Raw genomic sequence first — 14,075 nt, 5'->3', positions numbered from 1 at the left:
TCCTTTTAAAACCTTGAGTATTTTATCGTAATTTGCTTGAAAGTTGTGCATATGAATTATAGTGTCGTAACTACAATTTACTGCCTTTTAGCAGTTTGCGCAACTTTTTCTAAATGCACAACGGGTATTTTTTAGACAATTTTTAATTGTTATAATTAACAACTACATTATCTTTATTAGACCAAGTAGTTACATCTGCAATTTGATTATCACTATAATTTACTTCTGATAATTTATCAGCACTCCAGAAAAACCATTTTCCGGTTTTCACTCCTTGACTATATTGCCCCATGGCAATTTTCTTTCCTGTAGCATCATATGATTTCCATTCTCCATGAAGCTTACCTTCTTTATTATAAAAACCTTGTTGTCTTACTGAACCATCCTGATAAAAGAATGTACCTTTAATAAGATCTCCCTGCTTTTCAAATGTAGGTTTTACTTCCTGAGCAAAAATAGTTGCGGAAAACATCAATGCAATTGCTATTACTAAATTTCTCATATATTAACTTTTTGTTTGGGGGTTCTTAATATTTATATTACAAACATAACATTAATTTTACTTTTAAACAACTTTTGCGTAACATTAAATTAACAATAAGCTTGTAAGTAGCTAATAATGAGTATTTTGTATAATTTATTTTTTGGCAACATTGAGTTTTAAATTTTTGGATTTTGTACTTAATGATAGCTTAGCTTAGAAGTTAAGAGCAGGTTATAACTATTGCATTGTATATTTTTAGCCCTTTAGTAATAGTGTTAAGTATTTGTTTATAAGTGTTTTGCTGATTGATTTGGAGTCCTTTTTAGTTTTAGGTACTCTATTTTTATATAGGTGTAAATAACAGTAATTAATCGATATTAATTTATACATTTGAAAGTTGTAATACCACATAAATAGAGGTGAAAAGGCTTTGAAAAGATAACATTTCAATAACATATGACTTGAATTTTAATAACATTTTTGTGGTCAATAAGTACATGCAAAGTATATGAGTGATATTTACATATTGATGATTGTTGCATTAGCGGCTTTAGCTGTAGCCGACCTTATAGTTGGTGTAAGTAATGATGCTGTTAATTTTTTAAATTCTGCAATAGGTTCTAAAGCAATTTCTTTTAGAACAATTATGATTGTAGCAAGTATAGGTATAGCTGCAGGAGCTATTTTTTCTAGTGGACTAATGGAAGTAGCTCGTAAAGGTATTTTTGTCCCTGGAGAGTTTTATTTTGATGAGATCATGATCATCTTTATGGCGGTTATGATTACTGATATATTGCTCCTTGACTTTTTTAATACCTTAGGAATGCCTACATCGACCACGGTATCTATCGTTTTTGAATTATTAGGAGCGGCAGTGTGTGTAGCGTTACTTAAAATTTCTGCCGATTCATCACTTTCTATTGCAGATTTGGGTAACTATATTAATACAAAGAAAGCAGGCGAAATTATAACCGGGATTTTATTATCTGTTGTGGTTGCGTTTTCTGTTGGAGCGATTGTTCAATATATATCTCGTTTGTTATTGTCTTTTAATTTCGAAAAGAAGGCGAAATGGGTTGGAGCATTATTTGGAGGAATTGCCCTTACAGCAATACTCTATTTTATATTTATAAAAGGTATTAAGGGAACAAATTATGCTAAGTCTATTGTTGACATTATATATAATGGAGGAGCAGAAGGATTGCTGGATTGGGCAAATGCATATTTTAATAGTTCATATGAGACCGTTAAAGAATTAGTAGCGGCCAAAAAAGATTTATTTAAAATTGATACTGAAGCAGGAACCATAGCATTAACATTGAGAGGTTTCTTAGAAACTAATGTTCCGCTAATTGTGTCAGCGGGTTTTGTATTGCTATCCATAATTTCATATTTAATAATAGTATTATTTAAAACTAATATCTATAAGTTGATTATTGTGGTAGGAACTTTTGCATTAGCATTGGCTTTTGCTGGAAATGACCTTGTAAACTTTATAGGTGTCCCTATCGCTGCTTTGAAAGCTTATGAAGCATGGAGCGCATCCGGACAGTTACCAGGTGAATTCTCGATGGCAGTTTTGGGAGGGAAAGCAGAAACTCCTACCTTATTGTTATTGGCTGCAGGTATTATAATGGTCTTAACTTTATGGTTTTCTTCTAAGGCAAGGAATGTTGTTAAGACTTCTATTGATTTATCAAGACAAGGCGAAGGAGATGAGAAGTTTCGTCCAAATTTTTTATCCAGAGGCATTGTTAGAGGAACGGTGTTTATTTCTGATGTAATTACTTCTATTACTCCAAAATCATTTAAAGGAGTTACAGAAAGACAATTCGATCAAGAATCTATTGATTCTACAAATACCTTAACAGCCAAAAAGGAGGACCTTCCTGCTTTTGATATGGTAAGAGCAGCAGTAAACCTTATGGTAGCTGGGGTGTTAATTTCTATTGCAACTTCTATGAAATTACCTCTTTCTACAACATATGTAACTTTTATGGTTGCAATGGGTACTTCATTAGCAGATAGAGCTTGGGGAACAGAGAGTGCTGTGTATCGTGTAGCTGGAGTATTAAATGTGATCGGTGGATGGTTTTTTACGGCAATAAGTGCATTTATTGCTGCGGCTACAATTGCTTTTTTATTGAATATTCATCTACCTGCAATGTTAGCTGTATTGCTTTCTTTGGCAGTATTTCTTTTGGTTAGAAATACGATTAAATATCGTAATAAAACCAGAGCAGAAAGAGCTGAAGATAGACTTAAAAAATCTGAAAGTAGTTCTATACAAGGAGTTATAGAAGAGAGTGCAGATAATATTAAGTCTTTTGTAAATAGAGGAAATAAGATCTATGGACAGACTATTGATAGTTTGGCAAAATATGATTTAGCTGCATTAAAGAAAAGTAGAAAAGGAATTGCAAAATTAGAAACTGAGGTCGAAGAATTAAGAGATAGTATCTTTTATTTTATCAAAAACCTTGATGAATCCAGTGTAGGAGCCAGTAATTTTTATATTTCAATTTTGGGATATCTAGAGGATATTACTCAATCTCTGGAGTATGTGGCCAAGGTAAGTCATAAACATGTAAATAATAATCATAAGAAACTTAGGTTTAACCAAATTAAAGACCTAAAAGAAATAGAAGATCATCTTAATGACTTCTTCAGTAATATCAAAACTGTTTTTGATAGCAGAGAGTTTAATACACTTAATGGTATTATAAATGAAAAACAAGAGTTGTTTACGATTGTTAATGATAAAATCAATAAACAAGTTGCTAGAACAAGAACCGAAGAAAGCAGTCCTAAAAATACTACATTGTACTTTGGTTTGTTAATGGAGACAAAAGACTTGATTACAGCCACGATGAATCTATTAACCACTTATAGAGATCATCAGGATTAATTATTTTAGGATAATTGTGACGTTAAGTAAATGTTATCCTTATGAAATTTTTACGTTAGTTTATTGTTTCCTAGTGTAATAGTTGTGAAAACTTTCATTGTAACATAGTATATTTACCTCAATCAAGTGATATAATTCTATAAAAAATGAATAAAAAAGATATTACAATTCTGTTAGTAGATGATGAGCCAGATATTTTAGAAATTGTTGGGTATAATCTTACTGCGGAAGGATATAGTGTTGTTACTGCAGAAAACGGAGTTGAAGCTGTAAAAGTTGCTAAAAAGAAAAAACCACAATTAATTATTTTGGATGTGATGATGCCAGAAATGGATGGCATTGAAGCTTGTGAACATATTCGCAAACTACCAGATTTACAAAATACAATCATCACTTTTCTTACTGCAAGGGGAGAAGATTATTCTCAGGTAGCAGGATTTGATGCAGGAGCAGATGATTATATTACTAAACCGATTCGTCCAAAAGTTTTAGTGAGTAAAGTAAAAGCCTTATTACGTAGACTTAAAGAAGACGAATCTTCTGATAATGTGGTTAAGATAGGTAATCTCGTTATTAATAGAGATGAGTATAAGATTGTAAAAGATAAAAAAGAGATTGTTTTACCTAGAAAAGAATTTGAATTATTATCTTTATTAGCCTCTAAGCCTGGAAAGGTATTTAAACGAGAAGATATTCTTGATAAGGTATGGGGTAATGAGGTGATCGTAGGAGGTCGTACTATAGATGTTCACATCAGAAAATTAAGAGAAAAGATCGGCGATGATAGTTTTAAAACGATTAAAGGAGTAGGATATAAGTTCGTAGTTTAAATGGCAGAGAATTTTAAGAAGTCGTATAGGTTTGCATACCTTTCGTCTTTATACATTACTATATTATTAACGCTCGTAATGAGCGTTTTTTTGTATGCGCAATCCCAGTTTAACCTATTATTTATATTAGGTTTTGTAATGGTATGCTATGCAATTTGCTTTCTAATTATTCAATATCGTGTTGAGAAGTTTATTTATAGAAGAGTTCGTAAAATATATGATGATATCGAAATGTTGGAAGTAGATGATGTTATTAGTGATACTCCTGTTACAACAGATATGAGAACTCTTATTAAAGAAGTTGAAAAATTTGCACAACAGCGTAAAACAGAGATTGAAAAGTTAAAAATCAGAGAAGCGTATCGTAAAGAATTTATGGGGAATGTTTCGCATGAGTTAAAAACACCATTATTTACTGTTCAGGGGTATATATTAACCCTTTTGGATGGAGCGATGGATGATCCTGCAATTCTTGATAAATACTTAAATCGTGCTAGTAAGGGAGTAGAGCGTTTAATTTATATCGTGAACGATCTGGATATGATCACCAAATTAGAAGCAGGTGATCTTAATCTTAGCTATACTAATTTTGATATTGTAGAATTGGTACAAAGTGTATTTGATCTGTATGAAATGAAAGCTGCAAAAAAGAATATTGCACTTACATTTGATATGAATTATAGTAACCCTATTCTGGTTCATGCCGATAAAGAACGTATACAACAAGTTCTTTCTAATCTTATTGTAAACTCCATAAAGTATGGAAAAGAAGATGGTACGACCGAGGTAAGTATCGAAGATTTGATCCGTAATAAAACTATTGTTAGAGTTACAGATAATGGAGAAGGGATCGCACAAGCCCATATCCCAAGATTATTTGAACGCTTTTATCGAGTAAATAAAAGTGGCTCGCGTAAAGAAGGAGGCTCTGGTCTTGGGTTAGCTATCGTAAAGCATATTATCGAAGCGCACCACGAACGAATTTATGTAGAAAGCGATTATCGAGTAGGAAGCGAATTTTCATTTACTTTGGAAAAAGTGAAAAAGTTCCCCGTAGTCGATGTCAGTACTAAAACTACTTAATCCTCGATACGCATTCAAATCTCTTAACTTAGTTAATGTAAAATCATTCTGAGTACAACTAGGAACTAATTTATTAATTGTTAAACGCTCTGCTAAGTATTCTTGTTCAAACTGACCTGGCGTAGGGATAAAAAATGCTTTTTTCTTCAATTTGGCAAGATCCATTACTGTAGTGTACCCTGATCTCGAAATGATCAAATTACTGCTGTTTATAGTGTCTTCCAGATCTTTCCCGGTAAGGTAATTATGTATTGTGATATTATTCTTTATATACGTCTGTTGTATATCTTCAATAAGTCCACGTACAAATACAATTCTTTTATCACTTTGTTCAAATTCCTGAAATAACTTTTGTTCTAATAAAGTGCGTTGAGGTTCTGGGCCAGAAAGTAATACCATAATATCATATTTCTTGGGTACAACCTGATATTCAAACCTACTTAAAGGACCAAGATACGTAACAGGAATAGTATTCTTTTTTGGGTGACCTAATTCACCACTAAGATTTGGATCATCAGCCATATCAGGAACCCAGCACACATCGAATTTTTTAATGTACTTATTGTGAAGTTTTGTGCTTATTGATGTTGTTTTTCCGCTTAGTACGGTAAGTTGATGAGTTATAAAAACTGAAGGAATACTTTTGTGTCGTACTCCCATTCTGTTGTCAGAAATAATACCGCAAAAATCCTCTTCCTGCATAAGCTTTTTAATGACTTTTTTTTCGGCACTTATAGCATGAGCAATTTTAGGACTGTTAAGTAACATTTTCAACTTAAAATTACTTCCCTTTTTAGAATATTCTATATTGTAGGAAGGAAGGAGTTTTGTTTGTAACTTAGGAAATTCCTTTTTTAATAATGATAAAGCAATACCATCAGAGGCAATAACAGGCTCCAGACCTTCTTCTATTAACGCATTGATAATAGGGATACAACGTGTTGCATGACCTAGTCCCCAATTTAGAGGAGCTACAAGTACTTTTTTTTTCAAATGTTCTAGTTTTTAATTGGTTATAACGACTGACCATTTAATTCTTAATAATAAAAGTAATCCTATTTCCTTATGCGTATATTTCCTTAATTTTACCAAAAAATTATCTTTAGTGAAACTCAACATCATGAAAATTATATTGAACATATTGATTTTTCCTTTTTAAGAAGGGATTCAAATCATATTTTGTTGATAGAAATATTTGAATTGGTGTATTTTTTGATATGTTACTATATATCGAACTCTTTTTACTAAAGAGATTAGTGTTTCTTAATACCAAAAATCAGAGGTTTAATGTAACACAAAAAGGATTCGAGAGTCGAATAAGAAAAGAAATTAGAGAATTAGTGGGAAGTAAGAATAAATTAAAACGATTTAACGAGAACAAAACCTTTCATAATGTAGTAGAACCTACACGAGATGAAGTGCTTAATAATACACTTGGATATAAAGGGAAATGGAATGAGAAATTCTTTAAAAATCAAAACCCTATTGTTCTTGAGTTAGGATGTGGTAAAGGAGAATATACGGTAGGACTTGCAGAACAATATCCAGATAAAAATTTTATTGGTATTGATATTAAAGGAGCCCGTTTTTGGCGTGGTGCTAAAACTGCGATAGAAGACGAAATGAATAATGTGGGCTTTATTAGAACACAAATTGAACTAATCGATCATATTTTTGCCGAAGGAGAGGTTGATGAGATTTGGATTACTTTTCCAGATCCACAAATCAAATATAAACGCACAAAGCATCGATTAACAAATCATGATTTTTTACAACGGTATAAGAAAATATTAAAACCAACAGGGCTCATGCATCTTAAAACAGATAGTGAATTTATGCATGGATACACCTTAGGATTGTTGCATGGAGAAGGGCATGAAGTGCTGTACGCAAATCATAATGTTTACCATAATGAAGGTGCACCAAAGATTGTAACTTCAATTCAAACTTTTTATGAAAAACAATATTTAGAACAAAATAAACCTATAACTTACATCCAGTTTAGGATCACGTAATTGGCATAATAATTTTGGAAACTACTAGACTATTTTTAGTTACATTTTTTGCATCACTGGTTGGAGTTATTCCTCCTGGATTGGTAAATATGACCGTTGCACGCACATGTCTTGAAAGAGGAAAGAACAATGGTATTTTAGTGGCAATTGGAGCTTCTGTAGTGGTCTTGTTTCAGGCCTTGATTGCTATTCTTTTGGCCAAATATATTTTTTTCAACCCTTTTGTTAGAAATATTTTACTGCGTACAGGAGCAGTAATCTTTTTTTTGATGGCGATTTACTTTTTCGCAAAAGCAAAACAAAGAAGAACAAAAATCAGAGTATATCGCAAAAATGAAAAGAGAAGTTTTTTCAAAGGTGTTATGATGTCAGCGATTAATGTATTACCGATACCTTATTTCTGTGCTATTGCTGCTGGAATGAGCGTTAGTGGAAAAATGGAATACGATACTTTACGTATTATAGCATTTACTGTTGCGGCAGGAACAGGAACTTTTGTAACTCTTTATTTTTATGTATTGTCTTTTTTAAAGATTGAAAAGAAAACAGCGTCTATCACTAAATATTCTAATTATTTTATGGGAATATTGATGTTGATTTTAGTAATTATAACCTTAGCAAGAATTGTATACACGTGGGAGTAAAAGAAAACGATAATTTTTTTGAAAGAGTATATGAAGTGGCCAAACTAATACCTTATGGAAGAATAACTTCTTATGGAGCAATTGCCAAATGTCTTGGTGCGGCAAGAAGTGCACGAATGGTTGGTTGGGCAATGAATGCATGTGGTGGAAGAGATGATGTGCCTGCGCATCGTGTGGTAAACAGAAAGGGTATACTCACCGGGAAACACCATTTTGATGGAACAAACTTAATGCAACAATTATTAGAAAGTGAAGGAGTAGAAGTAATCGATAATCAGATTATAGATTTTGAAAAACTATTCTGGGATCCTATGACCGAGTTATAATTTTAAAATCACTTAAAAAGAAACCCCGACTCCGGCAGAAAAGGTGGAAAAATCTACGCTACCCAATTTAAGATGCTCATACCCTCCAGAAAATGTATAACGTTTATAGTGATAGTTGAGTAACGTATTAAATTTGTTTACGGTAGTATCATTGATAAAAGCTTGATTAAAATTAGCCTCCAAACTTAACGGTTTTGCAAAGAAAAGCTCAGCCCCAAGACCATAAGTAAATCCTAATTCATCTACTTCACCATCAACATAGGTGGCACCTAATCCCCAATACATATCAAATCTTTCAGTACGAATTCGATGATACTTTGCGAGAAAAATATATACGGCTAATGAATTATCTCCAAAAAAAGTATTGTCTTCCCATAATTGTAAATAATCTGCTTCAAAACCAATTCTTTTAAAAAATCTAAAATCGGCATTGAGATGATTTCCATACAATTTTGCATTTTCGACAACGGTTCGGGTAGAAAGTGTAGTCCTAAATAAAGCGGCATCTTCTCCCCAATCATAAGAATAGTTTCCTTTTTTTGAATGAAGATATGGGTATTTGGTAATAGAAGCAGTACTAGCAGCATATTCCGCTTCTCCAGGGGCTTCAAAGATAATTCCATAGGTTATAATAGCTCCTATTTCTATAAGTAAGTCACCAAAAAGATAAGTGTCGTCATAATTATTTGAAGTTCTTAATCTTGATCTAGAATTATTATAACTTCTATTGCTCTCTTCTTTTTTACTTAAACTTTTTTCGGCTTTCTCTAATTTACCTTGACTAAATCCATGATTAGATACCATAAAGTAGGCTAGTAGAAGAAGAGTAATTGGTTTCATAATGGTTATTTTGTATTTTTTTAATTCGCTATTCACATTAATCATACCACTTTATAAAAATCATCTTATTGTGAAATACGATACCACTATAAATCATTTCAATTTGGAGGCTTTATAATCTTAACTTTTCAACCTATCTTTGCACTTAGAATCAATCTAGATAGATGAATTAGTCAGCAAAAGAAAAATACTCATGAAGTTAGAGAAATCAGATATATTAAAGGCATTAGAGACTATAACTGTTGCAGGAGAAGGTCAGAATATGGTAGAGAGCGGTTCGGTTAAAAATGTAATTACTTTTGGCGACGAAGTAGTTGTAGATTTGGTATTGACTACCCCTGCACTACATATTCGTAAACGTGCTGAGGTAGATGTCATGAAAGTAATTCATGAGAAAGTTTATGAAAAGGCAAAAATAACGGTAAATATAAAAGTCGAAGCGCCTGCCGCTAATACGCAGTCTCAAACTAATGAGATCAAAGGAAAATCTATTCCTGGAATTACCAATATTATTGCAGTGGCTTCTGGTAAAGGTGGTGTAGGTAAATCTACGGTAACTTCAAATCTGGCAGTGACTTTGGCAAAAATGGGTTTTAAAGTAGGATTGTTAGACGCAGACATTTATGGCCCTTCTGCACCTATTATGTTTGATGTAGAAAGAGAACGACCCCTCTCTGTAAAAGAAGGAGGTAAATCTAAGATGAAACCCATAGAGAATTATGGAGTAAAGATTTTATCTATAGGGTTTTTTACACAACCTAATCAAGCAGTAGTTTGGAGAGGTCCAATGGCTGCAAAAGCACTAAATCAGATGATTTTTGATGCAGCCTGGGGAGAACTGGATTTCATGTTGATCGATTTGCCACCAGGAACAGGAGATATTCATTTATCTATTATGCAATCTCTTCCTATAACCGGAGCTGTGGTAGTAAGTACTCCGCAGAATGTTGCTTTGGCAGATGCTCGTAAAGGTGTAGCTATGTTCCAACAAGAGAGTATCAATGTGCCAGTCTTGGGAATCATAGAGAATATGGCATATTTTACACCAGAAGAGCTTCCTAACAATAAATATTATATCTTTGGAAAAGAAGGGGCAAAACATCTGGCAGAGGATATGGATATTCCTTTCTTAGGAGAAATTCCGTTAGTACAAAGTATTCGTGAAGCAGGAGATGTAGGGAGACCTGCAGCATTACAGACAGCTACACCAATAGAAAAAGCATTTGAGGAATTAACCAAAAGTGTAGTGCAAGAGGTAGTAGATAGAAACGATAACTTACCTCCAACAGAGGCAATTAAAATAACAACCATGGCAGGATGTTCTGCCGTAAAAAAATAAAAAATGACTTCTGAAGAATTAAGAATTAATGTAGAAAAGGCGCTGGATGAAATTAGACCATTTTTGGAGAGTGATGGAGGAAATATTTCTTTAGTTGCTATCGAAGATGATAAAACAGTAAAGGTTCAGTTAGAAGGTGCTTGTGTAGGATGTAGTGTGAATCAGATGACACTTAAATCTGGAGTGGAGATGACTATTAAAAAGTATGCTCCGCAGATAGAAGAAGTACTCAATATAGAATAATAATATCAAAATTATAGAGAAGCAGGCTAACCTGCTTCTCTATAAGACTTTTTAAGTCCAAATAATGGATGTAAAATAGGGATTCTGATGATGATCAAATGATAGATCATCCAACTTCCCAGAAAAGTACCAATAATCATTAAGATAAGTTTAGGTACAAGTCCCCAATCCAAATTCATAATATAATATCCGATTGCTATAGTGATCGTTTGGTGTAAAATATAAAAGGGATAGACAGCTCTGTTACAATAGGCAAGCAGATTGCTTTTTCTATTTAGAAACTTTGCTCCATATCCAAATAATACCAATATCCAAGACCATAAGTTGACGACTTTGATTAAGGCTTCAGAGAAGTGTACATAGGTGCTATCTTCTAACTGAAGCCAGATGATCAGTAACGTACAAAACGTAACACTTCCTATAATCAATGCTCGAGATTTTATTCGATCCACACTATTCCAAAATTCTTTACCTGATGCAATAAGAATAAAACCGAAGAAAAATAACACTAAACAGTTTATGAAATTGAACCAATCATCAATTAGTGCATGAGTGATAGGAAAAAATGGCTCTAAAAAAGCTTCTGTTAGATACAGTGGAAATATAAAAATATATAAACCATATGTTTTTTGAATCTTTTTCCTGATCCAGGATATAAGTTTTGAAGGCTTCTTTTTTAAACGGACAAAGATGGGTGAAAGAAATATAGAAAAAAGCAATAAATAAGGTAAAAACCAAAGGTGATGCCAACTAATATTTCCTTCTGGATATACTCCAATAAAGGCCTTTGTTGTAAAGAATTCAATATAAGATCCAAAATATTCATTGTTAGTTAAACGTTCATAATATACCTGAGGAGGAACAATAAAAAGCATACCAAAAAGTAATGGAATAGCTAATCTTTTACAACGTTCGATATTAAATTGCCAAAGATTTCTTGATGAAAGCGCATAATATGTTCCCATACCTGATATGACAAATAGAATAGGTAATCTCCATTGATTTAAAAATAACATAGGCCATCTTATCCAATCATAAATGATGTTGTTTTTAATATGAAAACCCCAGGGAACAAAGAACATTCCTACATGATAAAAAATGAGTAACCCAAATACAATGACACGTAACCAGTCGAGATCATAACGGCGAATTTTTTGTTGCATAATACTAAAAATTTATTTTTCCAAAAATGACGTATTTTGCTTGTAATCAGGTTTTAAAAAATAAGTATTGCGTCTAGAATTATAATTTTAGACGTTTTAATTTTTAAGTATTTGATTTTTGAAGTGTTATAAATGCCTTTGGAGAAAGCTGTACATGTTTTTTAAAAGCGTTATAGAAAGTGGCTTTTGATTTGAAGCCGACAGAATTTCCTATGGCCTCTATAGTGAGATGATCATAAGAGTCATCTAAAAGTCTTTTTTTTGATTCTTCAATTCTGTATTGATTTATAAAATCATTAAAATTTAAATTAGTACTTACATTAATGATTTGAGAAATGTAATTAGGATTAGATCCAAGAGCTTTTGCCAGATCCTTTAAAGATGCAGATTTTGATAAATAATACTCCTCATTTCTGATATATTGCTCTATTTTTTGAATAGAAAAAGAGTCACTATTAATTTTTGAGGTTTCGTATTTATCTGCCAACCATGAATTTTCGAAAAATCGAGACTCTGATAGTAATACAAAACCAGTGATACATACTGTTATAGTATGAAATATAAATATATAATGATCTCCACCATCATCATCAAAATTCAAATACACCAAAAAAATAAGAATAAAAAAAGCTAATAAAGCAAGAATGGTATTTCGAGAGAAATCATATTTATTAACTTTAATATTGCTTGCGTTTTTTGTGTTACCATTGTAGAAATTCTTTAACACCAGTCGTATCGATAGTACAATATACACTATTAAGCTAAAGAGGATAAGCCATCGAAATTCATCTTTGATGATCTGGTAACTATAATCTGTATTCTCAAGAACGATTGCTCTTTCCATATTTGGGAAATATGCACCCAAATATGCATTGATTTTGATCGATGTAGGTTGAAAGTAATATTTAATTTGAGATATAAGATATAATACAGATGGTAAGAGATGTATCCAATGTTTTTTTAAAGTGATTGATTTTCGTTCCAGAAGAGCATATATAAATATGTAAATTGAAGGTGCCAGAAGTAAGACTAATGGTTCTGTACTATCATTTAAATGTGGAGTATATTTCATAAGCCCTGTATAGCATAGAAAAGTATCTGCTGCTATAATTGATTGTATAAGTAAGGACCAGCCGTATATCCTAAAAGCAATATTTTTTTTGGAAGCTCTAAAAAGAATTACAGCACTTAGTAGTAATCCAAAAAAGATTCCAATAGATATAAAATAAGACACTAGATTATGTCTAATAGGGATATTGTCAATTATGTATTGGGTGTTTTGCATCTAAGGGTATACGATCGGTAACAAAATCAGTTAATTTTTGAGGGCCTTCCAAGGGGATTCTAATAATTTTCAAGATACCATCTTCAGTAGTAGAAATTTGCCATTTAATTAAGGTAATAGCTCCATTTTCAATTTCCATTCCAGTAATTGATCTTGGATGAACACAACTACCATCATTAAAAAGTGGTAATTCTCCAGCTTCAGGAAATCGCGGACGATGAGTATGACCAATAATGGTAAATAAATTTTTGTTGTTAGCAATCCATTTTTTAATTCTGCGCTCTATTCTAATAGTTTCTTTATAATTTTTAGCAGGGCTGGTAGGATCAGAAATTCCTATTACCTGTAAAGGTTTCCATAATACACGAACCAAAAATCTATTGATTTTCCATCCTGTATAATTCATAAAATCTGCTTGATGACCATGAAGCATAAAAATTTCCTGCTTCGTATTTTTATGTTTGAGTACAATCGCTTCTTCATATTTTATATTGGGAAAAAGAGCAATTTCCCTATCAGTTTTACGATCAAAATAATAAGATAAATGTTTTTTTACATATTTAGGATTCCTATATACCATATCATGGTTACCCCAAATCATTTCTAATCGATTTTCACTATAAAGAAGAGAAAGTAATTCATATACATTTTTATGAGCTCTAAATATCATATCAAAATTTCGATTTTCCCATAACTCATCTCCATCACCTAATTCGCAATATGTGAACCCTTTATTGTAGTAATATTTAAGAGCATGAAAATAAATATTCCTATTATTAGCAAACTCATCTGCAAAACTATTATCTCCTCGGTGGCAGTCGCTAAACAATATAAATTTAGAAGTATCATCAAAAGGAATGACTTTGGCATTTTTGTATGCACGGTTTAATCGGGATTCTGATGACATAGGAATCA

The 14,075-nt window shown here is 32.2% G+C and carries 14 protein-coding genes; 8 read left to right on the top strand and 6 right to left on the bottom strand.

Going from position 1 to position 14,075, the window contains the following annotated elements:
- Nucleotides 1-142: 142 nt before the first annotated feature.
- Entirely contained in the window at nucleotides 143-502 is a 360-nt protein-coding gene (locus FOF46_RS19150) for a toxin-antitoxin system YwqK family antitoxin (protein WP_109434358.1), read from the bottom strand.
- A 490-nt stretch (nucleotides 503-992) separates the two neighbouring features.
- Here FOF46_RS19150 and FOF46_RS19145 point away from each other — a divergent pair, with 490 nt between their 5' ends.
- The 3 genes from FOF46_RS19145 (at nucleotide 993) to FOF46_RS19135 (ending at nucleotide 5,305) form a co-directional block, all read left to right on the top strand.
- A complete protein-coding gene (locus FOF46_RS19145; protein WP_109434357.1) occupies nucleotides 993-3,392 on the top strand; it encodes an inorganic phosphate transporter in 2,400 nt (799 codons plus the stop codon).
- Nucleotides 3,393-3,538: 146 nt separating this feature from the next.
- The gene (locus FOF46_RS19140; RefSeq protein ID WP_109434356.1) at nucleotides 3,539-4,222 is read left to right on the top strand and encodes a response regulator transcription factor; all 684 of its coding nucleotides are present in this window, start codon (nucleotides 3,539-3,541) and stop codon (nucleotides 4,220-4,222) included.
- Entirely contained in the window at nucleotides 4,223-5,305 is a 1,083-nt protein-coding gene (locus tag FOF46_RS19135; protein WP_109434355.1) for a sensor histidine kinase, read from the top strand.
- On the opposite strand, the gene FOF46_RS19130 is transcribed toward FOF46_RS19135, so the two are convergent.
- The gene (locus FOF46_RS19130) at nucleotides 5,243-6,298 is read right to left on the bottom strand and encodes a UDP-N-acetylglucosamine--N-acetylmuramyl-(pentapeptide) pyrophosphoryl-undecaprenol N-acetylglucosamine transferase (protein WP_143917560.1); all 1,056 of its coding nucleotides are present in this window, start codon (nucleotides 6,296-6,298) and stop codon (nucleotides 5,243-5,245) included. The genes FOF46_RS19135 and FOF46_RS19130 overlap by 63 nt on opposite strands.
- Nucleotides 6,299-6,645: 347 nt before the next feature.
- Between FOF46_RS19130 and trmB the strand changes: the two genes are divergently transcribed.
- Genes trmB through FOF46_RS19115 form a run of 3 tightly spaced genes read left to right on the top strand, consistent with a single transcriptional unit; the run spans nucleotide 6,646 to nucleotide 8,290 of the window.
- Nucleotides 6,646-7,320, top strand: a complete 675-nt coding sequence (trmB, locus tag FOF46_RS19125) for a tRNA (guanosine(46)-N7)-methyltransferase TrmB (RefSeq protein ID WP_109434477.1) — start codon at nucleotides 6,646-6,648, stop codon at nucleotides 7,318-7,320.
- A 14-nt stretch (nucleotides 7,321-7,334) separates the two neighbouring features.
- Entirely contained in the window at nucleotides 7,335-7,964 is a 630-nt protein-coding gene (locus FOF46_RS19120) for a LysE family translocator (RefSeq protein WP_109434353.1), read from the top strand.
- Nucleotides 7,955-8,290, top strand: a complete 336-nt coding sequence (locus FOF46_RS19115; RefSeq protein ID WP_109434352.1) for an MGMT family protein — start codon at nucleotides 7,955-7,957, stop codon at nucleotides 8,288-8,290. Before FOF46_RS19120 ends, FOF46_RS19115 begins: the two co-directional genes overlap by 10 nt.
- Before the next feature lie 12 nt (nucleotides 8,291-8,302).
- On the opposite strand, the gene FOF46_RS19110 is transcribed toward FOF46_RS19115, so the two are convergent.
- Nucleotides 8,303-9,130 carry a hypothetical protein gene (locus FOF46_RS19110; protein WP_143917559.1) on the bottom strand — a complete coding sequence of 276 codons (828 nt, stop codon included), beginning with the start codon at nucleotides 9,128-9,130 and terminating at the stop codon, nucleotides 8,303-8,305.
- A 193-nt stretch (nucleotides 9,131-9,323) separates the two neighbouring features.
- Between FOF46_RS19110 and FOF46_RS19105 the strand changes: the two genes are divergently transcribed.
- Both FOF46_RS19105 and FOF46_RS19100 read left to right on the top strand, forming a co-directional pair.
- On the top strand, nucleotides 9,324-10,469 hold the full coding sequence (locus FOF46_RS19105) for an Mrp/NBP35 family ATP-binding protein (RefSeq protein WP_109434350.1): 1,146 nt from the start codon (nucleotides 9,324-9,326) through the stop codon (nucleotides 10,467-10,469).
- A gap of 3 nt (nucleotides 10,470-10,472) precedes the next feature.
- Complete coding sequence (locus tag FOF46_RS19100) at nucleotides 10,473-10,712, top strand: NifU family protein (protein ID WP_109434349.1); 240 nt, start codon at nucleotides 10,473-10,475, stop codon at nucleotides 10,710-10,712.
- A 26-nt stretch (nucleotides 10,713-10,738) separates the two neighbouring features.
- Here FOF46_RS19100 and FOF46_RS19095 read toward each other — a convergent pair whose 3' ends face one another.
- The 3 genes from FOF46_RS19095 to FOF46_RS19085 form a co-directional block, all read right to left on the bottom strand.
- A complete protein-coding gene (locus tag FOF46_RS19095) occupies nucleotides 10,739-11,875 on the bottom strand; it encodes an acyltransferase family protein (protein WP_208746797.1) in 1,137 nt (378 codons plus the stop codon).
- A gap of 103 nt (nucleotides 11,876-11,978) precedes the next feature.
- Nucleotides 11,979-13,109 carry a helix-turn-helix domain-containing protein gene (locus tag FOF46_RS19090; protein WP_167571889.1) on the bottom strand — a complete coding sequence of 377 codons (1,131 nt, stop codon included), beginning with the start codon at nucleotides 13,107-13,109 and terminating at the stop codon, nucleotides 11,979-11,981.
- Nucleotides 13,110-13,134: 25 nt separating this feature from the next.
- Complete coding sequence (locus tag FOF46_RS19085) at nucleotides 13,135-14,067, bottom strand: metallophosphoesterase (protein WP_109434347.1); 933 nt, start codon at nucleotides 14,065-14,067, stop codon at nucleotides 13,135-13,137.
- Nucleotides 14,068-14,075: the final 8 nt, after the last annotated feature.

It is taken from the genome of Aquimarina algiphila (assembly GCF_007489275.1).
Classification (GTDB): domain Bacteria; phylum Bacteroidota; class Bacteroidia; order Flavobacteriales; family Flavobacteriaceae; genus Aquimarina; species Aquimarina algiphila.
The sequence above is the reverse complement of the archived record's forward strand: the minus strand, read 5'-3'. Positions and strand labels throughout refer to the sequence as shown.

Coding starts and splice junctions, on each gene's coding strand:
- FOF46_RS19100 (WP_109434349.1), top strand. CDS start 10,473: ATGACTTCTGAAGAATTAAGAATTAATGTAGAAAAGGCGCTGGATGAA.
- FOF46_RS19085 (WP_109434347.1), bottom strand. CDS start 14,067: ATGTCATCAGAATCCCGATTAAACCGTGCATACAAAAATGCCAAAGTC.
- FOF46_RS19095 (WP_208746797.1), bottom strand. CDS start 11,875: ATGCAACAAAAAATTCGCCGTTATGATCTCGACTGGTTACGTGTCATT.
- FOF46_RS19105 (WP_109434350.1), top strand. CDS start 9,324: ATGAAGTTAGAGAAATCAGATATATTAAAGGCATTAGAGACTATAACT.
- FOF46_RS19150 (WP_109434358.1), bottom strand. CDS start 502: ATGAGAAATTTAGTAATAGCAATTGCATTGATGTTTTCCGCAACTATT.
- FOF46_RS19145 (WP_109434357.1), top strand. CDS start 993: ATGAGTGATATTTACATATTGATGATTGTTGCATTAGCGGCTTTAGCT.
- FOF46_RS19135 (WP_109434355.1), top strand. CDS start 4,223: ATGGCAGAGAATTTTAAGAAGTCGTATAGGTTTGCATACCTTTCGTCT.
- FOF46_RS19140 (WP_109434356.1), top strand. CDS start 3,539: ATGAATAAAAAAGATATTACAATTCTGTTAGTAGATGATGAGCCAGAT.
- FOF46_RS19110 (WP_143917559.1), bottom strand. CDS start 9,130: ATGAAACCAATTACTCTTCTTCTACTAGCCTACTTTATGGTATCTAAT.